25 protein-coding genes are annotated in these 24,365 nt (G+C 71.7%); 16 read left to right on the top strand and 9 right to left on the bottom strand.

The window, feature by feature from the left end; all coding sequences use genetic code 11:
• Positions 1-40: 40 nt before the first annotated feature.
• The 3 genes from ygfZ to ACHUEU_RS15385 all read right to left on the bottom strand — a co-directional run bounded on the left by ygfZ (position 41) and on the right by ACHUEU_RS15385 (position 2,765).
• Positions 41-1,162 carry a CAF17-like 4Fe-4S cluster assembly/insertion protein YgfZ gene (gene ygfZ / locus ACHUEU_RS15395; protein ID WP_394216980.1) on the bottom strand — a complete coding sequence of 374 codons (1,122 nt, stop codon included), beginning with the start codon at positions 1,160-1,162 and terminating at the stop codon, positions 41-43.
• Positions 1,155-1,787, bottom strand: a complete 633-nt coding sequence (locus tag ACHUEU_RS15390) for a heme-binding beta-barrel domain-containing protein (protein WP_394216979.1) — start codon at positions 1,785-1,787, stop codon at positions 1,155-1,157. The genes ygfZ and ACHUEU_RS15390 overlap by 8 nt, the downstream gene beginning before the upstream one ends.
• 228 nt (positions 1,788-2,015) lie before the next feature.
• On the bottom strand, positions 2,016-2,765 hold the full coding sequence (locus ACHUEU_RS15385) for a hypothetical protein (RefSeq protein WP_394216978.1): 750 nt from the start codon (positions 2,763-2,765) through the stop codon (positions 2,016-2,018).
• A gap of 174 nt (positions 2,766-2,939) precedes the next feature.
• On the opposite strand from ACHUEU_RS15385, the gene mshD reads away from it, so the two are divergent.
• From mshD to ACHUEU_RS15325, 12 genes are all read left to right on the top strand, one after another.
• A complete protein-coding gene (mshD, locus tag ACHUEU_RS15380) occupies positions 2,940-3,818 on the top strand; it encodes a mycothiol synthase (protein WP_394216977.1) in 879 nt (292 codons plus the stop codon).
• Between the two features lie 3 nt (positions 3,819-3,821).
• Positions 3,822-4,766: an NUDIX hydrolase gene (locus ACHUEU_RS15375; RefSeq protein WP_394216976.1), complete on the top strand. Its 945-nt coding sequence runs from the start codon at positions 3,822-3,824 to the stop codon at positions 4,764-4,766.
• A 178-nt stretch (positions 4,767-4,944) separates the two neighbouring features.
• Positions 4,945-5,337: a DUF4190 domain-containing protein gene (locus ACHUEU_RS15370; RefSeq protein WP_394216975.1), complete on the top strand. Its 393-nt coding sequence runs from the start codon at positions 4,945-4,947 to the stop codon at positions 5,335-5,337.
• Between the two features lie 242 nt (positions 5,338-5,579).
• Complete coding sequence (gene pstS / locus ACHUEU_RS15365; protein WP_394216974.1) at positions 5,580-6,722, top strand: phosphate ABC transporter substrate-binding protein PstS; 1,143 nt, start codon at positions 5,580-5,582, stop codon at positions 6,720-6,722.
• A 108-nt stretch (positions 6,723-6,830) separates the two neighbouring features.
• On the top strand, positions 6,831-7,793 hold the full coding sequence (pstC, locus tag ACHUEU_RS15360) for a phosphate ABC transporter permease subunit PstC (RefSeq protein ID WP_394216973.1): 963 nt from the start codon (positions 6,831-6,833) through the stop codon (positions 7,791-7,793).
• 9 nt (positions 7,794-7,802) lie between these two features.
• On the top strand, positions 7,803-8,969 hold the full coding sequence (gene pstA, locus ACHUEU_RS15355) for a phosphate ABC transporter permease PstA (RefSeq protein WP_394216972.1): 1,167 nt from the start codon (positions 7,803-7,805) through the stop codon (positions 8,967-8,969).
• 28 nt (positions 8,970-8,997) lie between these two features.
• The gene (pstB, locus tag ACHUEU_RS15350; protein WP_394216971.1) at positions 8,998-9,783 is read left to right on the top strand and encodes a phosphate ABC transporter ATP-binding protein PstB; all 786 of its coding nucleotides are present in this window, start codon (positions 8,998-9,000) and stop codon (positions 9,781-9,783) included.
• A gap of 111 nt (positions 9,784-9,894) precedes the next feature.
• A complete protein-coding gene (locus ACHUEU_RS15345) occupies positions 9,895-10,176 on the top strand; it encodes a hypothetical protein (RefSeq protein ID WP_394216970.1) in 282 nt (93 codons plus the stop codon).
• A gap of 580 nt (positions 10,177-10,756) precedes the next feature.
• Positions 10,757-11,425, top strand: a complete 669-nt coding sequence (locus ACHUEU_RS15340) for an ABC transporter ATP-binding protein (RefSeq protein ID WP_394216969.1) — start codon at positions 10,757-10,759, stop codon at positions 11,423-11,425.
• On the top strand, positions 11,425-11,550 hold the full coding sequence (locus ACHUEU_RS15335; protein WP_394216968.1) for a hypothetical protein: 126 nt from the start codon (positions 11,425-11,427) through the stop codon (positions 11,548-11,550). The genes ACHUEU_RS15340 and ACHUEU_RS15335 overlap by 1 nt, the downstream gene beginning before the upstream one ends.
• Positions 11,547-12,893, top strand: coding sequence for an FtsX-like permease family protein (locus ACHUEU_RS15330; protein WP_394216967.1), 1,347 nt, complete (start codon positions 11,547-11,549; stop codon positions 12,891-12,893). Before ACHUEU_RS15335 ends, ACHUEU_RS15330 begins: the two co-directional genes overlap by 4 nt.
• A gap of 9 nt (positions 12,894-12,902) precedes the next feature.
• Complete coding sequence (locus ACHUEU_RS15325; protein ID WP_394216966.1) at positions 12,903-13,229, top strand: rhodanese-like domain-containing protein; 327 nt, start codon at positions 12,903-12,905, stop codon at positions 13,227-13,229.
• A 201-nt stretch (positions 13,230-13,430) separates the two neighbouring features.
• Here ACHUEU_RS15325 and ACHUEU_RS15320 read toward each other — a convergent pair whose 3' ends face one another.
• On the bottom strand, positions 13,431-14,183 hold the full coding sequence (locus tag ACHUEU_RS15320) for a CPBP family intramembrane glutamic endopeptidase (protein WP_394216965.1): 753 nt from the start codon (positions 14,181-14,183) through the stop codon (positions 13,431-13,433).
• A gap of 99 nt (positions 14,184-14,282) precedes the next feature.
• On the opposite strand from ACHUEU_RS15320, the gene ACHUEU_RS15315 reads away from it, so the two are divergent.
• Complete coding sequence (locus ACHUEU_RS15315) at positions 14,283-15,008, top strand: SDR family oxidoreductase (protein WP_394216964.1); 726 nt, start codon at positions 14,283-14,285, stop codon at positions 15,006-15,008.
• A gap of 23 nt (positions 15,009-15,031) precedes the next feature.
• On the opposite strand, the gene purB is transcribed toward ACHUEU_RS15315, so the two are convergent.
• Positions 15,032-16,447, bottom strand: a complete 1,416-nt coding sequence (purB, locus tag ACHUEU_RS15310; protein WP_394216963.1) for an adenylosuccinate lyase — start codon at positions 16,445-16,447, stop codon at positions 15,032-15,034.
• Positions 16,448-16,524: 77 nt separating this feature from the next.
• Positions 16,525-16,938 carry a phage holin family protein gene (locus ACHUEU_RS15305; protein WP_394216962.1) on the bottom strand — a complete coding sequence of 138 codons (414 nt, stop codon included), beginning with the start codon at positions 16,936-16,938 and terminating at the stop codon, positions 16,525-16,527.
• A gap of 123 nt (positions 16,939-17,061) precedes the next feature.
• Here ACHUEU_RS15305 and ACHUEU_RS15300 point away from each other — a divergent pair, with 123 nt between their 5' ends.
• The 3 genes from ACHUEU_RS15300 (at position 17,062) to ACHUEU_RS15290 (ending at position 21,030) form a co-directional block, all read left to right on the top strand.
• The gene (locus ACHUEU_RS15300; RefSeq protein ID WP_394216961.1) at positions 17,062-18,153 is read left to right on the top strand and encodes a histidinol-phosphate transaminase; all 1,092 of its coding nucleotides are present in this window, start codon (positions 17,062-17,064) and stop codon (positions 18,151-18,153) included.
• Between the two features lie 171 nt (positions 18,154-18,324).
• A complete protein-coding gene (locus ACHUEU_RS15295) occupies positions 18,325-19,653 on the top strand; it encodes an MFS transporter (RefSeq protein ID WP_394216960.1) in 1,329 nt (442 codons plus the stop codon).
• Between the two features lie 84 nt (positions 19,654-19,737).
• The gene (locus ACHUEU_RS15290) at positions 19,738-21,030 is read left to right on the top strand and encodes a Gfo/Idh/MocA family protein (RefSeq protein ID WP_394216959.1); all 1,293 of its coding nucleotides are present in this window, start codon (positions 19,738-19,740) and stop codon (positions 21,028-21,030) included.
• 75 nt (positions 21,031-21,105) lie between these two features.
• On the opposite strand, the gene ACHUEU_RS15285 is transcribed toward ACHUEU_RS15290, so the two are convergent.
• From ACHUEU_RS15285 to ACHUEU_RS15275, 3 genes are read right to left on the bottom strand one after another with little or no spacing between them, the layout of a single operon-like run.
• On the bottom strand, positions 21,106-22,566 hold the full coding sequence (locus tag ACHUEU_RS15285; RefSeq protein WP_394216958.1) for a glycosyltransferase family 2 protein: 1,461 nt from the start codon (positions 22,564-22,566) through the stop codon (positions 21,106-21,108).
• Between the two features lie 2 nt (positions 22,567-22,568).
• Positions 22,569-23,546 (bottom strand): hypothetical protein, encoded by a 978-nt coding sequence (locus ACHUEU_RS15280; RefSeq protein WP_394216957.1) that lies wholly within the window; start codon positions 23,544-23,546, stop codon positions 22,569-22,571.
• Positions 23,543-23,908: a response regulator transcription factor gene (locus ACHUEU_RS15275; RefSeq protein ID WP_394216956.1), complete on the bottom strand. Its 366-nt coding sequence runs from the start codon at positions 23,906-23,908 to the stop codon at positions 23,543-23,545. The genes ACHUEU_RS15280 and ACHUEU_RS15275 overlap by 4 nt, the downstream gene beginning before the upstream one ends.
• Positions 23,909-24,365: the final 457 nt, after the last annotated feature.

Here is a 24,365-nt window from a genome sequence, read left to right as displayed (position 1 = left end):
CCCGTGAGGACGCCGTGGAGACCGGCGCCGGTCCGGCGGGTCAGAGCTTGGCGGTTCTCGGCCGTGCCCCGTGCTCGCGGGGCAGCACGATCGGCTCCTGCGAGGCGTCGATCCACATCGAGGTGCCTTCGCCGTCGGCCTGGGAGAGCAGCACCTGCACCGACAGCGATGCGTCCACCGGCACGGCGCGGCGCACCACCGCCAGCGCGATCGGGCCCAGGTCCGCGTGCAGTGCGGCAGAGGTGACGGTGCCGACGACCTTCCCGTCGGACCCGCCCAGGCGCACCTCGCCCCCGGCGGCGGCCGGCACGTCCTGGGAGCCGTCGAGATGGAGCATCACCAGACGCCGCGGCGGCTGGCCGAGGTTCAGGACCTTGGCGACCGTCTCCTGCCCCCGGTAGCAGCCCTTGGTGGTGTGCACGGTGGTGCGCAGCAGGTCCAGCTCGTGGGGGATGCTGCGCTCGTCGACCTCGCGAGCGGCGCGGGCCCGATGGTCCGCGATCCGCAGCGCTTCCCAGGAGCTCATCCCGGCCAGGTGCTCACCGCGCCAGGGCAGCTGGGTCAGGGCCGCGGCGTCGAGGATCGTGAGCACCGCGCCCACCGGGTCCTCGGGGTCCGGGCCGTAGGCGACGCCGCCGGGGGCGACCTCGGGCCAGGGCTCGGACCAGACGGCGACCGGGTCCGGCAGTCCCAGCTGCGGCAGCACCGCGGCGGCCGGGGCGACGGCTCCGAGGACGCGCAGGTCGTCCCGGTCGGTCAGCTCGACCCGCGCGGCGAAGCGCATCATCTCGAGATAGGCGCGCAGGCCGGCACGGGCACCGGCGTCCAGCACCAGCAGCAGCGCGTCCTCGTCCACCACCACGACCGAGGCCAGGTGCTCGACCCGACCCTGCAGGGACAGCACGGCCAGCGAGGAGGAGGAGCCGACGGGGGTCCCGGACAGGACCTGGGTGGTGACGGTGGTCATCCAGCTGCGGGCGTCCGCTCCGCGCACCTCGAGCACCTCGAAGTGGCCCAGATCCACGACCGCGGTGCCGTCGAGCAGATGCCGCTGCTCGCGCAGCGGCGCGCCGTAGTGGGCGGGGACCGCCGCATCGGGGCCCTCGCCGAGCACCGCGCCCTCGCGCAGCAGGGGACGGACATCACGGACAGGATCAGACACGGTGCATCTCCAGGGACAGGTAGGGGGTCAGGGCCGTCTCGTCGGGGCCGCCGTCGGGGACGGGCAGGCGGTGCTCCCACAGCCACATCAGCCGACCGCTGACATAGCCGAACATGCGGGTCGCGGCGATCCCGCCGGCGGGGGCGCCGAGCGCGAGCTGCACCCGCGGTCCGCGCACCTCACCGGCCCACTGCTCGGCCGGCGCATCCCGACGGGTCAGGTGCGCCTCGAGGCGGTGGGACAGGAAGCTGCCCGGGCTGCCCGGCGGCGCCGCCTCGGCGGCCGCTCGGTCCTGGCCCGGCAGCAGCTCACCGACGGTCCAGACGCCGTCCTCACGGTGCAGCAGCGTGCGCTCGCCGGAACCGGTTCCCGTGGGGGTCTCGGGCTCGTCCCGCGCGAAGGCGCTGGTGGGGGGCAGGGGGGCGGGCGCGTCGAGCCGGTGGATCGTGGAGCGCCACTCCATGGTGCCGTCCTCACGAGCGCTGCAGACCAGCTGCTGCTCGATCCGGACGTCGGGGACGTCGGGGTCCGCCGTGGTCAGCGCGCCGGTGCCCTGCCAGCTGCCGATCAGCCAGGCCAGCGGGTACAGGGACGGCGGAAGAGAGGTGTCGAGCGCGATGGGCATCGGGGCTGCGGAACGCTCAGCGGTCGAACAGGCGGGAGATCACCAGGACGGCGAAGGCGAGCGTGCCGAGCCCCACCAGGACGACGAGGATGAGGAAGAACAGAGACATGGCGGACATGCCACAGAGTCTATCGCTCCCACCACGGGTGCAGGGGCGGCACGCTCGAGGTCACCCGGGACCACCGGCCCGGGCGTGAGGGAGGGCGGTCCGTCTCGCCGTCGCCGGTCTCAGGGCAGCAGCAGGACCACCAGGTGGGCGACCACCCCGACCGTCGCCACCGGCACCGCGGCCACTGCCAGCGAGGGGAGCGGCTCCTTGGCGACCAGTGAGGAGCCCGTCAGCAGGTGCGCGCAGCTCGCGCCGATCGCGGTCACCAGTCCGATGGCCGCGGCGAGCGCGGGCCCCAGCCCGGCCAGCGAGACCGCGAGCACCATGGTCACCCCCACGCCGCTCAGGGCGGACAGCAGGAACCGCGGCACCGGGGGGAGGGGGGTGGAGTTCACCAGCAGCGTCGCCGCGAGTCCTGCGGCGATGGCGGTGATCATGCCGGTCGTCCCGGCCTCCACGGCGGCGCTCTGGGCGATGATCCAGCTGGCGGAGATCCCTGCCACGAAGACCCCGGCGACGGTGCCGGTGAGCGAGGCGGTGAGATCGCGGCGCTCCGCGCGGACCATCTGGTGCACGAACGCGGCGAACACCCCGGTCGCGCACACCATCACCACTCCGGTGAGCGGAGAGATGCGCTCCGGGGACAGCACCGTGACCAGGGTGCCGACGATGCCCGTGCCGGCCACCACCACGCGGGTGCCACCGGGCGAGGGCAGCTCGAGCAGTCCCGGCCAGGCGATGCCGATGAGCAGGGCCAGCAGCGCCAGCGAGGCGGCCATCAGCACCGGGGACAGGGCTCCGGTGAGCGAGACCACGGTCAGCAGGAGCGCGAGGGCGGCACCGAGGGGAGCGCGCTCGGGGACTGTCACAGGCGCTCCTCGCGAGTCGTCGAATCCGGTCTCTGGCCGCACCGACGAGAGGTGTTCGGCGGGCGCTAGAGTGGCAGTCTACGAGTGCCCGCCGGTGACGGCATACTCGACCCTCGGGGCACGGCCGCATGCTGTGCACGGGTCCGTCTCCTCCTCGAGTCCCGGAAGGATCTCATGATCACGACGGCCGCGCTGCCGCCCACTCGCCGGACGATGATCCGCGAACTGCTCACGACGGTCACCGAGCACGACGGGGCCGCCCCGCTGGACGAGGCCGCCCTGCTCGCCCTGGAGGGTCGGAGCGCTCAGCACCTGCTGGTCGAAGAGGCCGGTGACCTGCTGGGCTACGCGAGCGTGCTGGCTGATGGCACGGTCCAGGGCATGGTCGATCCCGCGCACCGGAGGCGCGGACACGGCACCGCCCTGCTGCGCGAGGCGCTCGCGCTGCGACCCGATGCGGGGGTCTGGGCGCATGGCGCCCTCGAGGGATCCCTCGCCTTCCTGACCACCGCCGGTCTCGCCGAGAGCCGGTACCTGCTCACGCTGCATCGCGAGCTCGCCGCGGCGCCGCTGCCGGCGATCCCCACCTCGACCCTCGAGGGCCTGCGCCTGGGCACCTTCGAGGCGGAGCGCGATGCCGAGCGCTGGGTGACGGTCAATGCACGCGCCTTCGCCGATCACCCCGAGCAGGGAGCGATGACCGGCGAGGACCTGGCGCAGCGGCTGGCCCAGCCTTGGTTCGACGCCGAGGACATGCTGGTCGCCCTGCGGGACGAGGAGCTCGTCGGATTCGTCTGGGTCAAGCGCGAGCGCCCCGGCGCCACCGACCGGGATGCCGAGATCTATGTGGTCGCGACCGACCCCTCCGTGCAGGGGCACGGGGTGGCGGGACTGCTGATGGCCACCTCCCTGCACCGGCTCCGGGACGACGGGGTCCCCGGGGTGGAGCTCTACGTCGAGGCGGACAACGCCCCGGCCCTGCGTCTCTACGAGACCTGGGGCTTCACCGTCGCGGGCCGCGACGTGCAGATGCGCGCGACGGGACGGGGCTGATCGGTGGGCGCCGCCCCCCACTCCTCGCCTCCCGTCCTCGCCGCCGGTGCCCTCGTCTGGCGCGAGCAGGGCGAGGGCGTGCAGGTGCTGCTGATCCATCGACCGCGCTACGACGACTGGTCGATCCCCAAGGGCAAGCTCGACACGGGGGAGACGTCTCCCACCGCGGCGGTGCGCGAGGTCGCCGAGGAGACCGGCTACCGGGTGCGCCTGCAGCGACCGCTGCCGACCACCACCTACCTGATGCCGAACGGGCGCAGCAAGGTGGTGCACTACTGGGCAGCGACCGTCCGCGCGAAGGTCGCGCCCGGGCCGAAGAGCCGCCGCGAGGTCGACGAGGTCCGATGGGTCCCCCTCGAGGAGGCCATGGAGCTGGTGACCCGGCAGAGCGACCAGGTGCCGGTGGCGGCGCTGCGCCGCCACCTCCTGGCCGGCGAGCTGGAGACCGCCCCGATCGTCATCCAGCGCCACGGCGCGGCGCTGTCCCGCTCGAAATGGCGCAAGGGGGAGGCGTCCCGCCCCCTGAACAAGAAGGGGAAGAAGCAGGCGCGGGCACTGCCGCCGCTGCTGGACGCCTTCGACCCGGCGAGCGTGCTGAGCAGCCCGTGGGAGCGGTGCCGCGCCACGATCGAGCCGCTGGCGACCGTGGAGGGCCTGAGGATCCGCACCAAGGACGCGCTGACCGAGGCGGGCCATGCCGAGCACCCGGCACGGACCGCCGCCGTGATCGACCGCGTGCTCGCGCAGGCGCGGCCGACGGTGGTGTGCACGCATCGACCGGTGCTGGCCACCGTGATCGACGCGGTGCGGACGGTGGCCGAGCCGGGCGTCGCCCTCGAACTGCCCCAGGAGGATCCGTACCTGGCGGCCGGGGAGGCGCTGCTGCTGCACACCACGGCCGACGGCAGGGTGGTCGCGATCGAACGGCATCTGCCGAACATCGGCTGACGCCGGCGCCCGGGGAGAGGTGACGCGGGCGCAGGTCGGACAGGCACCGGGCATGGGGAAGGATGCGCACCAGATGAATGCAGAGCACGACCACGGACTCCCGGACCATTCCGGAGGGTATGACCCGTTCGGACGGCGACGCGAGCACCGCGACGACCCCGACGGGAAGGGGTACGGCATGACCGATCCGTATGCATCGGACCCGTATGCGGCAGGCCCGTATGCGCCGGACCCGTATGCGGCAGGCCCGCCCCCCGGCCCGTCTCCCGTCGGGCCGCCCCAGTTCGGAGCCTTCCCGGCCCCGCTGCCGAGCTCGAACGCGGCGATCGCCGGATTCGTGCTGGGGCTGGTGGGCCTGGCCATGTGCGGTGGTCTCACCTCACCCTTCGGGATCTGGTTCTCGGCCCAGGGCATGAAGGAGACCGCGCCGACGGCGCGCGCGCCGAGGGGTGGCCGCGGCCTCGCCATCGCGGGCCTGGTGACGTCGTTGGTGGGGCTGATCCCCCTGTTCATCCTGCTGCTCTACGGTGCGTTCATGATCGTCGGGCTGGTCATGGCCGCCACCGCCTGACCTGGGCGACCCCGCCGACGGCGGGGCCGGCGGTGGCGGAGGTCACGCCGCGCAGCGGCGACGGGTCGGGTGATGATCTGGTCGTGTCAAGTGCCTGACCTGCGAGTCCTGTGCTCCCCTCGGGGAGTTCATCTGTCGTTCACGCGTGAGCGGGCGGGCCGTCATCTGCCCTCCCTAGCGTCCGAGCTGTCACACCTCCTCGACGGACAGCTTCCGGGCCCACGGCCCCGAAAGGACTCGCAGTGAACGTTCGCAAGCACAAGCTCGTCTCCCTCGCCGCACTCGGAGTCGCCGCGGGCCTCGCCCTGACGGCCTGCGGCGGCAGCGCCGAGGGCAGCAGTGGTGGCTCGGGAGCGCCGGAGGACGGTGGCACCGCGGCGGGCGGCTACGCCGAGCTGAGCGGCAACCTCGCCGGCGCCGGGGCCTCCTCCATGGCGAATGCGCAGACCGCGTGGACCGAGACGTTCACGGGCCTCGTGCAGGCCGAGGGCGGCGACATCACCGTCACCTACGACCCCACCGGCTCCGGGACCGGTCGCGAGCAGTTCCTCTCCGGCCAGGTGAAGTTCGCCGGCACCGATGCCGCCCTGGACGAGGAGGAGCTCGCCGCCTCCACCGCGGTGTGCAACGGCGAGCGGGCCTTCGAGCTGCCCGTCTACATCTCCCCGATCGCGGTCGTGTTCCACCTCGAGGGCATCGAGAACCTGAACCTCTCGCCCGAGGTCATCGCCGGGATCTTCGCCGAGTCCATCACCAGCTGGAACGATCCGGCGATCGCCGAGCTCAACCCCGATGTCGAGCTGCCCGAGACCGCCATCGTCCCGGTCCACCGCTCGGACGACTCGGGCACCACCGAGAACTTCACCGAGTACCTCGCGGACAACGCCCCCGAGGCCTGGACCCACGGCCCGATCGAGACCTGGCCGATCCCGGGCGGCCAGTCCGGTGACGGCACCTCCGGCCTGATCTCCACGGTCGAGTCCGGCAACGGCACCATCGGCTACGCCGACGCCTCGCAGGCCGGGAACCTCGGGACCGCGTCCATCCAGGTCGGTGAGGAGTTCGTGGACTACAGCGCCGACGCCGCGGCGAAGGCCGTCGACGTCTCGCCGCGCGAGGAGGGCCGTGCGGAGAACGACATCGTCATGGAGCTGGACCGCACCACCGCCGAGGCCGGCACGTACCCGATCGTCCTGATCTCCTACCTGGCGCTGTGCGGCTCGTACGAGGATTCCGCCACCGGCGACGCGGTCACGGCCTACGCCTCCTTCATGATCTCCGAGCAGGGGCAGCAGGTCGCCGCGCAGAACGCCGGCTCCGCTCCGATCTCCGAGGAGCTGCGCAGCGAGGCTCAGGCGGCGATCGACGCCATCACCGTCGGCTGAGCCGCTCCCGCACGATCGCGTGCCGCCGGGCCCCTGCGGCTCGGCGGCGTCGCCGGGGCCCGGCACCGCGCCCCACCCCGTCCCCCCCCAGCTCGGAGGAAGGTCCCCATGAGCACAGCCGACATCGCGTCGGAGTCGCGTGAGGCTCCGCCCGCCTCCCTGGCGACCAGCGGGCGCCGCCTCGGCGACTCGGTCTTCTCGTCCCTGAGCATCGGCTCGGGGCTGCTGATCTTCCTCACCCTGGCCGCGGTGGCGGTCTTCCTTACCACGGAGTCGCTGCCGGCCATCCTCGCGAGCCAGGAGTTCACCCGCACCGCGGAGTTCTCCCTGATCGAGTACGCGCTCCCGCTCGTGTTCGGCACGGTGCTCGCCTCCGCGATCGCGCTGGTGCTCGCGATCCCGATCTCGATCGGCATCGCCCTGTTCATCTCCCACTACGCGCCGCGCCGACTGGCCGCGACGCTGGGCTACCTGATCGACCTGCTCGCCGCGGTGCCGTCGGTCGTCTACGGCCTGTGGGGCGGGATCTGGCTGGTCCCCGAGCTCGAGCCGCTGTACCTCTTCCTCAGCACCTATCTCGGATGGATCCCGCTGTTCGCCGGTGAGCCCACCGCCCCGATGCGCAACCTCGCCTCCGCCTCGGTGGTGCTCGCCGTGATGGTGCTGCCGATCATCACGGCCGTGGCGCGTGAGGTGTTCCTGCAGACCCCGCGCCTGCAGGAGGAAGCAGCCCTCGCCCTCGGCGCCACCCGCTGGGAGACCATCCGCACCGTCGTGCTCCCCTTCGGGCGCGGCGGCATCGTCGCCGCCTCCATGCTCGGCCTCGGCCGTGCGCTCGGCGAGACCATGGCGGTGCTGATGATCCTCGCCCCCGGCGCCACCTTCTCCCTCCACATCCTCGAGGTGGGCCGGCACAACTCGATCGCCGCGAACATCGCCTCGAAGTCGGCGGAGGCCTCCGGTGTCGACATGTCCCTGCTGATCTTCACCGGGCTGGTGCTGTTCGTGCTGACGTTCCTCATCAACGCCCTCGCCCGGTGGATCGTCGCACGCAGCGGCCCGACAAGCTGAGAGGCCCCCATGAGCACCCCGACCGCCGTGCAGCACCAGAGATCGATGCGTCGTCCCCACGACGAGCGTCGACTGCCCTGGTACCACCTGGTCCTCACCGGCCTCGCCGGCCTGCTGGTCGCGATCGCCGGACTGTCCCTCCTCGATGCCTTCTCGATCGCCGGCGCGATCACGGTCGGCTTCCTCCTGCACCTGCTGCTGGGCTGGGCGTACTCGCTGCTGCGCGAGGGGCCGCGCTGGGCGAAGGATCGCCTGATGACCCTGCTGGTGATCGGCACCTTCGCCGTGGCGATGTTCCCGCTGGCCTCCCTGCTCTGGGAGGTCGTCAGCCGGGGCCTGACCCGGGTGATCGCGGCGAAGCCCGACCCCTTCGACTTCTGGACGTCCTCGATGTCCGGGATCATCGGCGGCGCCGACGCGGGCGGGGTGTTCCACGCGACCGTGGGCACGTTGCTGATCACCCTGTGGGCATCGCTCATCTCGATCCCCATCGGCCTGTTCACCGCGATCTTCCTGGTGGAGTACGCGGACCAGGGATGGAAGAAGACTCTCGGCACCGGGGTCACCTTCCTGGTGGACGTCATGACCGGCATCCCCTCGATCGTGGCGGGCCTGTTCGGCCTGGCGCTGTTCATCGCGCTGATGCCCGACGACAGCGTGCGCATGGGCATCATGGGCGCGGTCGCGCTGTCGCTGCTGATGATCCCCACCGTGGTGCGCAACAGCGAGGAGATGCTGCGGCTGGTCCCGATGGACCTGCGCGAGGCCTCCTACGCGCTGGGCGTGCCCAAGTGGCTCACCATCGTCAAGGTGGTGCTGCGCACCGCGATCGCAGGCCTGACCACCGGCATCACCCTGGCCATCGCCCGCGTGATCGGCGAGACGGCACCGCTGCTGCTCACGGTCGGCATGGTGACCTCGGTGAACTGGAACATGTTCGACGGGCGCATGGCGACCCTGCCCACGTTCATCAACCAGCAGTACCGCGCCGGCAGCGCGAACTGCATGAGCGAGACGGTCACCGACCCGATCACCCAGGAGGTGTATGCCTGCACGATCACCACCAACATCGATCGGGCCTGGGCCGCCGCCTTCACCCTGATCGTCATCGTCATGGTGCTCAACATCCTCGCGCGGCTGATCAGCCACTACTTCTCTCCCAAGCTCAGCCGCTGAGCCCTCACCCGTCCTGAAAGGACTCCCGATGGCAGCCCCTCAGCCCATCAACGTCGAGGACCTCGACATCTTCTACGGGGACTTCCTCGCCGTGCAGGGCGTCGACGTCCAGCTCCGGCCCCGCTCCGTGACCGCGCTCATCGGTCCTTCCGGCTGCGGCAAGTCGACCTTCCTGCGCACCCTGAACCGGATGCACGAGGTGATCCCCGGTGCCTACGCCACGGGCAGGGTCGAGATCAACGGCGAGGACATCTACGACCCCAGGGTCGACCCGGTCACCGTGCGCCGCCGGGTGGGCATGGTGTTCCAGAAGGCGAACCCCTTCCCGACCATGTCGATCCGGGACAACGTCCTGGCCGGGGTGAAGCTGAACCACCGCCGGATGTCCCGCTCAGCGGCGGATGAGCTGATGGAGCAGGCGCTGCGCGGAGCGAACCTCTGGAACGAGGTCAAGGATCGCCTGGACAAGCCCGGCATGGGGCTGTCCGGCGGTCAGCAGCAGCGGCTGTGCATCGCGCGGACGATCGCCGTCGAGCCTGACGTCGTGCTGATGGACGAGCCCTGCTCGGCGCTGGACCCGATCTCGACCCTGGCGATCGAGGACCTGATCCATGAGCTGAAGCAGGAGTACACGATCGTGATCGTCACCCACAACATGCAGCAGGCCTCCCGGGTCTCGGACCGCACCGGCTTCTTCAACATCGCCGGCACCGGCCAGCCCGGCCGCCTCATCGAGATCGGCGACACCGACACCATCTTCACCAACCCCACGAACACGCAGACCGAGGACTACATCTCCGGGCGCTTCGGCTGACACGCGCCTCTTCCACCGGGTGTATCAAGGTGGAGCCATCGCTCCGACCTCTCTGCGGACACCGCCCCACGTGCTCGATACGGTGGAGAGGAAATCGAGGGGAGTGAGCAGATGGATCCACTGACCTTGCTCGCTCTGACCGCTCTCGCAATAGCAGTCACGGGCTACATCGTCTATCTGGCCGTGCGTCGAGGGGTGCGCGATGGGATCAAGGGCCGAGACGCCGAACGCGCACGGGAGCAGACTGAACCGGAGGTGCAGAAGGAGGATTCATCGCGCTCCTCCGAAGGTGCCATCGATGTCTACGGCCTCCTGCAGGCCGCCAGTGCGGTCGCCACGCTCAGCAACCCGGTGGGCGGTTCGATGTCGGCCCACCGAGGGAGCAGCCCTTAGCGTGTACCGATGGGTACAACCGCTTCGGGCCCCGCGCAGGGGCGCAACCCTCTCGGGATCGTCTCCTTCATCGCAGGTATCCTCGCGATCGCCCTCTCGGTGGGCGGGCAGCTCCTCGCGGCACGGAGATTGGCGACCGATGTGAACAACGGGCACCCTTCTGCGGATCAGTCCTTGATACATGCGCTCTCGGTCACGCCGGGTCTGCTCCTCTCCGTCCTGGCAGTGTGGCTCGGAATCTCTGCCTGTCGGAACCGCAGCGGCTCTTGGAAGCTCGCCCTCGTCGGTATCACGGTGGGGGTCATCGCAGTCGGCCTCACTCTCGTGGACGTTCCCGGCAGCCTGGCCGCTCGCTGCTGGATCACCCCCGTGCCGGGTGGGCGCTGAGGAGAGTGCGTCCTGGTGGCCCCTAGGGCTTCGCCAGCCGTCCCGTACAGCTACCTGCCGACGACCTCGAGCTGGCGGGGTCGAGCTCAGCCTGCGGCCTCCCGCCGGGTCAGGCCACGGTCTGACCCGCGGCGGGCAGAACCGCTCCGGGGGTGGACGCGCGGCGGAGGCCCCGCCACGGAGGCTGGATGGCATGAACAACAGCCCGCTCGCGCCCTCGCACTCCGGCACGTCCGCGCACCCCGCCCAGCCCCGGACGGTTCCCCTGTCCCCGGTGCTGTCGGCCCGCGGCCTGCTCATGACCTACGGGACCGGGGGCACCACCACCCGCGCCCTGGACGGTGCGGACCTCGACCTCGACCGCGCCGACTCGCTCGCCGTGACGGGCCCCTCCGGCTGCGGCAAGACCACCCTGCTGCACCTCCTCGCCGGGATCCTCACCCCGACCACCGGCACCGTCCTGCACGAGGGCACTGATCTCGCGAGCCTGGGGGATCGGCGCCGCACCCGGCTGCGTCGCAGCGACTTCGGCTTCGTCTTCCAGGACGGCCAGCTGCTGTCCGAGCTCACCGCGCTGGAGAACGTGATCCTGCCGCGCATGCTCGACGGCACCTCCCGCCGTGCCGCCACCGCCGAGGCGGCCTCCTGGCTGGACCGCCTGGGGCTGTCCGGCCTGCACGACCGCCGCCCCACCCAGCTCTCGGGCGGGCAGGCGCAGCGGGTGGCGATCGCCCGGGCACTGGCCGGCAGGCCCTCGGTGGTCTTCGCCGACGAGCCCACCGGGGCGCTCGACCAGGCCACCGGCCAGGCCGTGCTGGCGATCCTGGTGGACTCTGCCGGGACACCGGCGCCGCCCTGGTGATGGTCACGCACGACGCCACGGTCGCCGCGGCCTGCCGCCGCACCGTGACCATGCAGGACGGGCGGATCGCCCAGGAGTTCGTGCGCCCCGCCGCCGCGACCGGCCCCACCGGAGCGGGCCGATGAGCGCCCTGCTGGCCTCGGCGCCCCTGCTGCTGCGGCGCCGTGGGGCGCTCGCCGACGTGCTGCCGGTGATCGCCTTCGCCGCGGCCACGGCGATCACCGCGACCGTGCTCGGAGGCGCCGCCGCTTTCGTCGGCCGGATCCCGGCAGGCGAGGCGCCCATGACGGGCGAGGCCTCCATCATGCCGATCCTCGCGATCTGCGCACTCATCGCCTCCGTGCTGCTGGTGCCCAGCGCCGTCGGTCTCGGCGGCTCGGCCGCGCGGCTGTCCCTGGCCCGGCGTGAGCGGGACCTGGCCACCATGCGCCTGGTGGGCGGCACCGGCGGTCAGGTCGGGTCGGTGGCGGTGCTCGACGTCGCCGCCCAGTCCCTGCTCGGCGCGCTCCTCGGTCTCGGCGCCCATCTGGTGGCGACCCCGGCGCTGACCCGCCTCGACTTCGGGATCACCCCCTTCACGGTCGCCGACCTGCTGCTGCCCGGCTGGGCCTATCCCGTGCTGGTCCTCGCGCTGGTGCTGATCTCCGCCGGCTCCGCCGCGGTCTCCCTCACCGGCGTGGTGCTCAGCCCGCTGGGCGTGGCCCGCGATTCCCGGGTGGTGCGGATGTCCGTGCTGCGGGTGGTGCTGTGGGCGGCGCTGATCGTGGGCTTCGTGGTGTTCATGAACGTCGGCGGGATGCTGCTGGGCGAGGGCGGCGCCGGGGCGGCGATCGCGATCATGGTGCTGTTCGTCGCGGCGATCGTGGCGGGGATCAGCGTGGTCGGTCCGTTCCTGGTGTGGGTCACCGCGCTGGTGCTCGCCCGGATCGCTCCCATCCCCTCGCTGATGGTGGGGGCGCGGCGGCTGGCGGCCGCTCCGCGGGCCGGCTGGCGTGCCGTCTCGGGCATCACCTTCGCCCTGGTCATCGCCGGGTTCCTGACGATGATCGCCACGCTCGGCGCGGCCACCAATCCCGAGGAGGCGATGATGTTCACCGCCATGACCACCGGTGGCCTGCTCACCCTGGGGATCGCGGCGGTGCTCGCCGCGGTCGGCACCGGTGTCGCGCAGACCGCCCGGGTGATCGACCAGGCCCCCCGCCTGCGCGCCCAGCACATCGCCGGCGCCGAGGTGGGCCAGCTGCACCGCGCCCGGCTCGCGGAGATCGCGGTCCCGGTGGTGCTGAGCTCGCTCGTCGCGACCGGCACCGCCCTGCTGGTGCTCGCCACTTTTCTCGGCGGCGCCCCCAGCGAGCCGAGGATGGCCGTGCAGTACCTGGCCGGCGTGCTCGGCGCCTATGCGCTGGTGATCGCCGCGGTGCTGGTGGCCTCGCCGCTGGTGCGGCGGTACGCACGGGCGGGCCATTAGGGTGGATCCATGACTCTTGAGAACGTCGCGCCGAACGCCATCCCCGAGGGCGCGCATCTGATCGATGTGCGCGAGCAGAACGAGTGGGATGCCGGCCATGCCGCGCACGCCCAGCACCTCCCGGCGAGCACGCTGATGGAGAACCTCGATCAGCTGCCCGAGACCGATGAACCGATGTACATCGTGTGCCGCAGCGGGGGCCGCAGCTTCCAGGTCAGCCAGTGGCTGAACGCCAACGGCTTCGAGGCCATCAACGTCTCCGGCGGCATGGATCAGTGGTTCGAAGCAGGCCTGCCGATCACCTCCGAGGGCGAGGGCGAGGCGTACATCCTCTGACGGTGCGGGAACGACGGCGCGGGTCGTGCGTGCCGCCGGCCCTCTCTGCGCGGAATGGCATGGTCGGGTCCTGGCGCAGGAGCGACGCGCATGCCGATATGAGCGTACTGATCGCTGTGCCGCCAGTACCCGACCAGTTCTCGGACCGCGCGGCCGGCGACTGCGGCCGGCGACTGCGGCCGGCACCGCATTCCCGGTGGCTCACAGCCCGAGGGCATCCTGCAGCAGCGCATAGCCCACGAAGGCGAACACATCGAGCAGGGTGTGGGCGATGACCAGTGGCAGGGTGCGTCGGGTGCGGCGGTACCACTCGCCGAACACCAGCCCCATCACCAGGTTCGCGAGCCCCGGGCCCACCCCCTGATAGGTGTGGTACGCGCCGCGCAGCACGGCGGAGACGATGATGATCCGGCGCGGTGACCAGCCGAGCCTCTGGAGCCGCTGGAACAGGTAGCCCACCACGATCACCTCCTCCAGCACGGCGTTCTTCACCGCATGCAGCACCAGCACCGGCAGCGTCCACCAGTGGGTGGAAAGCGCCGCCGGGATCACCTCGACCGTCGCCCCGAGCAGCCGGCCCAGGTAGTAGACCGCCAGTCCCGGCACCCCGATCCCGGCCGTCAGCAGCACGCCGTGCAGCAGGTCCCGCAGCGGCCGAGCGAGATCCAGTCCCAGATCCCGCAACGCCTGGGGGAGCGAGCCTGCGGTCAGCGCCAGCAGCAGCACCACCAGCGCCACCGGTGCGAGGGCGAAGACGATCGACAGCAGCTGGTAGAGCAGGTCCAGCCAGGGGTTCTCCCGCAGCGAGCGGTTCAGGGCGGTGGACTGCCCGGACAGCGGCCCGGCCGCGAGCGCCTGGGCGAGGGAGAGCAGCGAGTACACGGCGCTGCGCCCCAGCGAGAGCGCGAGGATGATCAGCACCTCGGCGCGCAGCCAGGCCCTGCTCGGCGTCATCGTCTCCACCCCGTCATGTTCTCACCTGCGCGGTGGCCCGGAGATGCGGTCGACGGGCCCGAGCGGTGGCGGATCCCTGGCCGTGACAGACTCGAGGCCATGACGACCGAGCAGCCCACCTCCCGTTCCGCCCGCCCCGCCGTCCTGATCACCGGCGCGAACCGCGGGATCGGCCGCGCCACGGCCGAGGCGCTCGCCGCCGACCATCACCTGATCCTCGCCGGCCGCGACGAGCAGGCGCTGACCGAGCTCGCCGCGCAGCTGCCCTCGGCCGAGCCCTTCGTCGCAGAGCTGACCGATGAGGCGGCGACGGCCGCCGCAGTGGCCGCCCTGGATCTGCCCGGCGGGCTCGCCGGGCTCGTGCACTGCGCAGGCATCCTGGTCAACGGCAGCGTCGAGGAGCTCAGCGCCGCGGACTGGGCGCAGAACTTCGCGGTCAACGTCACCGCGGTCTCGGAGCTGACCCGGCTGCTGCTGCCCGCGCTGCGGGAGGCCCGCGGCACGGTCGTCGCCGTGAACTCCGGTTCCGGCTTCAACGCGAAGGGGGAGCGGGGGGCCTACTCCGCCTCGAAGTTCGCGCTGCGCGCCTGGACCGATGCGCTGCGCCAGGAGGAGGGCGCCCACGGCGTGCGGGTCAGCTCGGTGCATCCGGGCCGGGTGGACACCGACATGCAGCACGAGCTGCGCGCCGCGGAGAGCGGTGCCTACGAGACGGAGAAGTACCTGCGCCCCGCCACCGTCGCCGCCGCGATCGGCTTCGCGCTGCGCGCCCCGGCCGAGGCGGTCGTGGCCACCCTCGACCTCCGCCCCCGCGCCATCGGCTGACGGGACGGAGCCGAGGGACCGGCTCAGACGCCGGCGCCCTCCAGGTGGTCCACGAGCTGCGCGGCGTAGCCGACGTAGCTGTGCGGGCTCAGCGCCAGCAGCCGCTCCTGCTCCGCCGCGGGCAGCCCCAGCGAGCGCACGAACTCGCGCATCCCCTCCCCGTCCACGCGGTGGCCGCGGGTGAGGTCCTTCAGCCGCTCGTAGGGGTTGTCCAGCCCCGGCACGCCCTGCACGCCGAGGGTGCGCATCACGGACTGCACCGCCTCGCCGAGCACCTCCCAGTTGCCCTCGAGATCCGCCGCCATGGCGCCGGCGTCCACGTCCAGGCCCGCCAGGCCCTTGCGGAGGTTCGCGATCGCGAGCAGCGAGTGCCCGAAGGCGGGGCCGATGTTGCGCTGGGTGGTGGAGTCGGTGAGATCCCGCTGCAGCCGGGTGGTGACCAGGGTCGAGGCGAGCGAGTCCAGCAGCGCCCCGGAGATCTCGAGGTTCGCCTCGGCGTTCTCGAAGCGGATCGGGTTCACCTTGTGCGGCATGGTCGAGGAGCCGGTGCCGCCCTGGGCCGAGAGCCGCTGGCGGAAGTAGCCCAGCGAGATGTAGGTCCACACGTCGGTGGCGAGGTTGTGCAGGATCCGGCCGGCACGGGCCACGTCGGCGTAGATCTCGGCCTGCCAGTCATGGGACTCGATCTGGGTGGTCAGCGGGTTCCAGGTCAGGCCCAGGTGCTCGACGAAGGAGCGGGAGACCTGCTCCCAGTCCGCCGACGGAACGGACACCGCGTGCGCTGCATAGGTCCCGGTCGCGCCGTTGATCTTGCCGAGGATCTCGTCCGCGGCGATGCGCCGCTCCTGCCGGCCCAGCCGGTAGGCGAAGACCGCGATCTCCTTGCCGAGGGTGGTGGGGGTGGCGGGCTGACCGTGGGTGCGCGAGAGCATCGGCACCTCGGCCGCATCCTTCGCGAGCGCGGTGAGATCCGCGATCACCTCCCGCAGCGCGGGCAGCCACACCTGCTCCACGGCCCCCTTGACCATCAGGGCGTAGGAGAGGTTGTTGACGTCCTCACTGGTGCAGTAGATGTGCACCACCTCGGCCAGCGGCTCCAGCGAGGTACCGGCCAGGCGGCGCTTGATGAAGTACTCGATCGCCTTGACGTCATGGACGGTCTCCCGCTCGATCTCGGCGTGCTCGGCGATGCCGTCCGCGCCGAAGTCCTCGGGGATCGCGCGCAGCAGCGCCCTTTCGTCGCCGGTGAGGGTGCGCAGCCCGGGGATCACCTGCTGGTCCAGCAGGTGGATCATCCACTCGGTCTCCACCACCAGGCGGGAGCGGTTCAGCGCCGCCTCGGAGAGGTGGTCGGCCAGCGGTGCGACCTGTGCGCGGTACCGGCCGTCGAGCGGGGTCAGGGCGATCTGCGGGGTGATGTCCGCGAAGGAGTGAGCCATGGGGAGCATCCTCCCAGACTCGGGGCGGTCCAGGACGGCAGGTCCCCGTCGCGGACCACGGAGGTCACCGGCCGGTCTCACTCACCGACCGAGCGGCTGCGGCTGCCACGTTCGTCCCCGAGCCCGGTGACGGCTTCGACGATCGCCGAGAGGATCCCGATGATCACGCCGGCCCCGAGCGCCCACCAGAAGCGGTCGAATTCGAGCGTCAGGTCGAACAGACCGGAGACCCAGCTCGCCAGCAGCAGCATCAGCGTGTTGATGACCAGCTGGAACAGGCCCAGGGTCACGCAGGTGATGGGGAAGGTGAGGAACTCCAGGAGGGGCTTCACGATCGTGTTGAGCAGCGCCAGGATCAGCGCGATCGCCCCGATGGTGAGGATCTGGGTGAGCACGGTGGAGCTGTTCTCGCCCAGGTGCATGCCGGGCAGGATCAGCGCGGTGACCCACAGCGCGAGGCCGGTGACGATGATGTGTCCGAGAAATCGCATGACCCCATTATCGTCACCGCGGCTGGACGGGGCATCGGGGATATCCCCACCTCGGCACCATGCCTCCACCGTCGACCGACGGAACCGCCGCCGCCACGGCCCCGCACCGCATACCCTGGCGGCATGTCCGACCAGCCTGCTGAGAACGTCCGCCTGCGCTCCGCGCTCGAGAACCTGCCCGCCTACGTCCCTGGAAAGCCCGCTGCCGATGACGGCGTGCGGCGCTTCAAGGCGTCCTCGAACGAGTCGCCCTTCCCGCCGATCGCCGCGGTGCGCGAGGCGGCTGTCGCCTCGCTCGAGAGCGCGAACCGCTATCCGGATGCGGCGGCACTGCAGCTGCGCGAGGTGCTCGGGGGCAAGCACGGGGTGGAGCCGACGCAGATCGCGCTGTCCACCGGCTCCGTCGCGGTCTCCGGCGACCTGGTCCGCGCCCTGGTGGGGGAGGGGGACGAGGTCGTCTTCGCCTGGCGCTCCTTCGAGGCGTACCCGATCCTCGTCGGCTCCCACGGCGGTGTCTCCGTGCAGGTCCCGCTCACCCCGCACGGCGAGCACGACCTCGAGGCGATGGCGGCGGCGATCACCGAGCGCACCCGGTTGGTGCTGCTGTGCACCCCGAACAACCCCACCGGACCGTCGCTGAGCACAGACCAGGTCGAGGATTTTCTGCGCCGGGTCCCGGAGGACGTGGTGGTCGCGATCGACGAGGCCTACCGGGAGTTCCACGACCCCGCCACCGTGCTCGGCACCGCTGGGATCTTCCGCCGCCACGGCAACGTGGTGCTGCTGCGCACCTTCTCCAAGCTGCAGGGCCTGGCCGGGCTGCGGATCGGCTACGCCGTCGCCCATCCCCGCCTGGCCCGGGCGCTCAGCCAGGTCACCGTGCCCTTCGGAGCCAGCATCCCCGCCCAGACCGCAGCGCTGGCGAGTCTCGAACCTGTCGCTCAGGAGGAGCTCGCGCAGCGGGCGGAGTGGATCCGCGCCGAGCGCTCGCGGGTGCTCGCCGCGCTCGCCGAGCAGGGCTGGGAGCTGCCCGCGAGCCAGGGCAACTTCGTGTACTTCCCGCTGGGGGAGCAGAGCGCCGCCTTTGCCGAGTTCGCCGACGCCCGCGGGCTGGTGCTGCGCGCCTACGGCGTCGAGGGCGTGCGCGCCACCATCGCCGAGCAGGAGGCGAACGACCTGCTGATCGAGATCGCCGGGGCCTGGCGCGAGCGCTGACCGCTCCCGCGCGATGCCAGGCGCTGTGGCAAGGGACGGACACGACTACCGCCCCACCGCCTCGCGCCGCTAGCCTCGACGGAGGTCGGGACCCAGCCACCGCGGGACGGGCGCCCGCGGCGCCCGGTCCGACTGCCCGACGCCCGCCCCGACCTCCGCGAAGGACCCTTCATGAGCACGCCCGACGTCCCCCGTCCCGTCCTCGGCGGCACCCGGGCGTACGTGGTGTGGATCGCCGCGGTGACGGCCTATTCGATCGCCGTGCTGCAGCGCACCACCATGGGGGTCGCCGGGCTCGAGGCCACCGAACGGTTCGGCGCCTCCGCCACCATCGTCTCCAGCTTCGTGGTGCTGCAGCTGGCCGTGTACGCGCTCTGCCAGATCCCCGCCGGGCTGCTGCTGGACCGGTACGGCTCCCGGGTCACCCTCGTCGCTGGGGCGCTGCTGATGGGCGCCGGGCAGCTGCTGATGTCCCAGACCGAGACCGTGGGGGTGGCGATGGTGGCGCGCATCATCCTCGGCGCCGGCGACGCCCTGACGTTCTCCAGCGCGGTCCGCCTGGTCCCGGCCTGGTTCCCGGCCTCGCGGGTGCCGATCCTCACCCAGCTCACCGGCATCCTCGGCCAGGTGGGACAGATCGCCTCCGCCGTGCCCTTCGTCGCGGTGCTGACCGTGGCCGGCTGGGGCACGGCCTTCTCCTCGGCCGCCGCCGTGAGCGCGGTCGCGGCGCTGCTGGCCCTGCTGGTGGTGCGCGCGAGCCCGCCCGGACTGCCGCGGCCCCGGGTGAAGCAGGACCTCACCCGGATCCCGCTGGTCCTCGCCCGGATCATCCGCCACCCCTCGACACAGCTGGGGTTCTTCACGCACTTCACCGCCGGGTTCACCGGCATCGCCTTCTCCATGATGTGGGGCTACCCGTACCTCACCGCAGGAGAGGGGCTCAGCCGGCCCGCCGCCTCGGCCGTGATGACCGTGCTGGTGGTGGTCGCCGTCGTCGGCGGGCCGCTGATCGGCGCGCTCACCCAGCGCCATCCGCTGCGCCGTTCCACGCTGGTGCTGCTGATCGTGGCCACCATCGTGGTGCCGCTGCTCGCGCTGGTGCTGTGGCCCGGGCCGGCCCCGATCTGGCTGCTCATCGTGCTGGTCTCCGGCTTCTCGATCGGTGGCCCAGGCAGCAACATCGGCTTCGACTTCCCGCGCACGGACCTCGCGCGGCACCGGCTCGGCACCGCCACCGGGGTGGTGATCATGGGCGGTTTCATCGGTGGGCTCACCTCGATCCTGCTCATCGGGGTGGTGCTGGACCTGCTGCGGCCCGAGGGGAACTACGACCTGGAGGCGTTCCGCCTGGCCTTCGCGGTGCAGCTGCCGCTGCTCGCGATCGGGGTGGCCGGCATGCTGATCACGCGCCGGAACCTGCGACGGAGGATGGCGGCTCGGGGCAGCCAGGTGCCGCCCTGGCGCGATGTCTGGCGCTCCGGGCGCTGGCGGCGCCTCTAGCGGCGGCCTCCCGTCCGCGGCGGCTTGCCGCTCCGACGAGTCCTGGCGTAACGTTCCCCCATCAGTTAGTTTCAAGGAGGAAATATGCCGTTCACGCTGGGCATCGTGGGGATCGGACAGTTCGGGTCCCATTTCGCAGAGCTCTTCGCCGCCCACCCCGAGGTCGAGGCGCTGTACGCCGTGGACTCCGTGCCCGAGCGGATCGACGCGGTCGAAGCACGCGGAGTGCGCTTCGACAAGCGCTTCGACACCTACGAGGAGCTGCTGGCCTCCGACGTCGACGCGGTCGCGATCTTCACCCAGCGCTGGACCCACGGCGAGCATGCCCTGGCCGCTCTGCGCGCCGGCAAGCACGTCTACTCCGCCGTGCCGATGGCCATCCAGGAGGAGGAGATCCGGGCGATCACCGAGGAGGTGCAGCGCACGGGGCTCGTCTACATGATGGGCGAGACCAGCCAGTACAACGCCGCCGTGGTGCTGGCCCGCCGCATCCACCGCACCGGCGCCTTCGGCGAGGTGTTCTACGCCGAGGGCGACTACATCCACGACATGGACCTCGGCTTCTACGACGCCTATAAGTACTCCGGCGGCGAGACCTGGAAGGCCACCGCCTCCTACCCCCCGCTGCTGTACCCCACCCACTCCCTCGGCGGCATCCTCGGCGTGCTGGGGGAGCGGCACGCGACCTCGGTCTCCGCGCTCGGACGCCCCGACACCCGCGGCGACGGCGTGTTCGACAAGGACGTCTCGATGTTCGACAACGACGTCTCCAACGCCTTCGCCCTGTTCGGGATGGACAACGGCGGTGCCTTCCGCACCAACGAGCTGCGCCGCGTGGGCTACCCCAGCCACAGGCGCGAATCCCGCTTCCGCTTCTTCGGCGAGGAGTCCAGCTTCGAGGAGACCGTCGCGACCACCTACTGGCACGACAAGCGGCGGGTGCTGGATGTGACCGCACTGATCGCCACCGACTCCACCATGAGCCTGGATGATCCGCGCCTGGCCGAGGTCTCCCCGGCCCTGCGCGAGGCCTTCGTCGCCGGAGCCGCCCAGGTGCACCACCAGGCGCGGCTGCCGAAGGAGTTCCAGGGCCTGCCCAACGGCCACGAGGGCGCCCACCACTTCCTGGTCGACGACTTCGCCCGCGCCGTGGTCGAGGGCTACCAGCCGATGGTCAACGCCTGGCAGGCCGCCCGCTACACCCTGCCCGGTGTCATCGCCCACCAGTCGATGAACCAGGCCGGGGAGCGGCTGGCGATCCCGGATCTCGGCGACTGCTCGCTGCCGGTGCAGGATCTCGACGCGGAGCAGGAGCCGCTCGACCTCGAGGCGCTGTACGCCGCGCAGGAGGCGGCCACCGGCTCCGCCGCGGAGTGATCCGGCGGGATCTCCCGGCGAGAGCCCGGCACTGCGGATGGGCCCACCGCGAGTCCCGCCGCGAGGACTGCGGCCTCAGGAGCCTCCGAAACCCGTCCGGGTCATCTCTCCCCAGACGGCCTGGCGTCCGCGCAGGGCCTGCCACCAGCCCTGCAGGCGCCACAGCGCGGTCAGCTGCCGGTAGCCGAGGTTCTCCAGCAGCGCGCAGGCGATCATCACCAGCAGGCCGCGCGCTGTCGAGCGGCGGCGCAGGGACATCTCCTCCAGCAGCACTGACATCACCGTGACCAGGATCCCGCTGCCGAGGGCGATGCCGAGAAGCGCGAAGGTCATCGTCGGGCTCACAGCCCCGGTGACCAGGGCGGCGATGATGATCAGCACGCCCACCACCTCGAACAGCGGGGCGAACAGCTCGAACAGCCAGTAGTAGGGCAGGCCGATCAGCCCGACCCGTCCGTAGCGCGGATTCAGCAGCATGCCGCGGTGCTTCCACAGCACCTCCCACAGACCGCGGTGCCAGCGCACCCGCTGGCGCCGCAGCACCGAGAGGGTGTCGGGCACCTCGGTCCAGCACGTCGGCTCCGAGACGAACACGATCCGATAGGCGCGGCGCCGCCGCCGGCACCAGCGATGGACCTTGAGCGTCAGCTCGAAATCCTCGCCGATGGTGTCGGGATCGAGGGCGCCGACGCTCAGCAGGACATCGCGCCGGTAGACGCCGAAGGCCCCGGAGATCAGCATCAGCGCGTCCAGGCGCGACCATCCCGCCCGGCCCAGGGTGAAGGCACGCAGATACTCGAGCACCTGGAAGCGGGCGAGCCAGGTGCGGGGCATCCCCTCCTCGGTCACGCGCCCGGCCACCACCCGGCTGCCGTTGACGGCGCGGATGTTCCCGCCGACCGCCACCACCCGGAGCGGATCATCCAGGAAGGGCTGCACCGCGAGCAGCAGGGCGTCGGGATCCGTGATCGAATCCGCATCGAAGATGACCACGAGATCCTTGGCGGCGAGGCCGATCCCCGCATTGATGGCATCGGAGCGCCCGGAGTTCTCGGAATCCACCACCAGCAGCGGCACGCCGGGATCCCGCGCTTCGTACACCTGACGGATCTCGCCCCGCAGGGAGATCTGCGGGCCGGGGTCCACGCTGCGGTGGCTGGGCACCAGATCGAACGCCGCCTGCAGCACCGCGAGGGTGTCGTCGGTGGAGCCGTCGTTGACCACGACCACCTCGTGGTCCGGATAGTCCAGCGCCAAGGAGGACCGCACGGAGTCGAGGATCACGGTGGACTCGTTGTAGGCGGGCAGGATGACGGTGAGGCCGAGGGACACCGGCGCGGTGGCGGTGTCGGCCAGGTCCAGCACGGAGCGACGCGCCGCTGAGCGGCGGCTGGCGAGGAATCCCAGCAGCACCAGTGCCGCGTAGATCACCGAGATGGTGAGGAAGTACAGCAGCGTCGGCCACGCGGTCCACACCAGGATGGTGCGGACGACCGTGTGGACGGTGGAGTCGGAGAGATCGAAGAGGTCGAGCACGGTCAGCTCCTGGGAGTGTGGTCGCGGGGCGGGAGCAGAGGGGCCAGGAGCGCGTCTCCACGCCGTGCGACCTCGGTCAGCGCCTCGTCGGTGACCTCCCGGGGCAGCGACAGGAGGGCCTGCAGGGAATGGGTGCGCACGGGGCCCCATGGCGAGCGGGTGCCCTCCAGCAGCGCCGGGACGGAGGAGGTGCGAGCCACGCGCTCGAGGGCGCTCGCCGCGGCGAGCTGCACGGACGGCGTGGCATCGCGCTGCAGGAGCAGGCCGAGCCGCGCGGCATCGGCGGCGCTCGTCAGCTCTCCGAGCACCCGCGCGCACGCCGCCCGCACCGTGGCGCGGGGGTCGCCGAGACCGGCCCGGATCGCGCCGAGCGCCTCGGCGGAGGTGGACCCCTGCTCGATGAGCGAGGTCACGACCACGAGGGACGGGACCTCGCCCGAGCCCCGCAGCTGGTCCAGCACGACCTCGACCGAATCGGCCGAGGCGTAGGAGGCCACGGCGCGCACCGCGACCGTGCGCACGATCGGCGCGCGGTCGGACACGGACCGCCGCACCAGCTCGGCATCGGCGGGGAGCGCGAGCTGGCCGAGGCGTCGTAGCGCGGCGGCGCGGGTGGTCGTGCGCCGCGCTCGCGCACGGCGACGGAGGCGAGCGGGATGTCCTCGCTCCACGAGCATGGTGACGATTCGAGCGCGGGCCTTCCCGCGCAGGGTCTCGAGGATGGACAGCAGCCTCTCGTCGACCCGATCCCCGAAGCCGCCGCGAGCATCGCGGAGCGTTCCGGCCAGTGCGGTGTCCTCCTCCTCGGCCAGCGCGAAGCGGATGACCAGCGGGCGGGCGCGGGCGTCCAGGCGCTCCCGTCGACGGCTCGCCGTCGCGCGTCCCGCATGGACGAGACCCAGCGCGATCACGACGAGGAGCACCAGGGACCAGACCACGACGAGCGCGGTGAGGAGCAGTCGGGGATCGAGGGCGGTCATCGGCGCGCGAGCAGGGCGGCGACCCGGGCGGCCAGCTCGCGGGGGGAGAACGGCTTGGTCATGTAGTCGTCCACCCCGGCGGTGAACCCGTTCTCGAGGTCCCGCTCCTGGCTCCGTGCGGTGAGCATCAGGAAGCGCAGTCCGGATCCCTCCGACCGCAGGGTCCGGACCAGATCCACTCCGGTCATCCCGGGCATCATGTGGTCCACCACCGCCAGGTCGAGGTCCCCGCGCGCCGCGAGGGCGTCGAGGGCGGCCTCGCCGGAACCCACGGCGGTCACCGCGTGCCCGGAGGATCGCAGTTTGAGGGAGACCAGCTCCACGATGTCGGGGTCGTCGTCAACGACCAGGATGTTCGCCATGTGTCCAGGATAGGGAGTCGCCCCGCCTCGCGGCGGGGACACGACGGGCCGGGAGCGGCCCCGGAGCCGGCGCGAGGTCTGGACACGACGGTGCGTCCCGGGGTGAACCGGCCCTCGGCGGGCCCGCTGGCCTGCGGGCGGTTGCCGAGGAGAGCGGCGGAGCGCATAATTCGACAAGGGGGTTTCACAACAATCCTCCGGGGGGCCGCCGAGAGTGCGGCGCCGACGATGCGGTGACGTCGCTCACCCACGGCACCGCAGCGAACGCTTCTCGGCGGCGAGGGCAGGGGACCTGTGCCTCGTCGCGAGACCGACGAAGGAGTCACCATGATCGCTCGACGACACGTCCTGGCCGCCGGAGCCGCCGGCTCCACAGCCCTCGCCCTAGCTGTATGAGGTCATGACGTTGTCGACACGTTCGTGGACGCGGGTGGCCGGGGGCTGGTCAGCACAGGCG

This window comes from Brachybacterium vulturis (genome assembly GCF_043641765.1).
Classification (GTDB): Bacteria; Actinomycetota; Actinomycetes; order Actinomycetales; family Dermabacteraceae; genus Brachybacterium; species Brachybacterium vulturis_A.
Note: the sequence above shows the minus strand (reverse complement) of the source record. Positions and strands in the feature narration are given on the sequence as shown.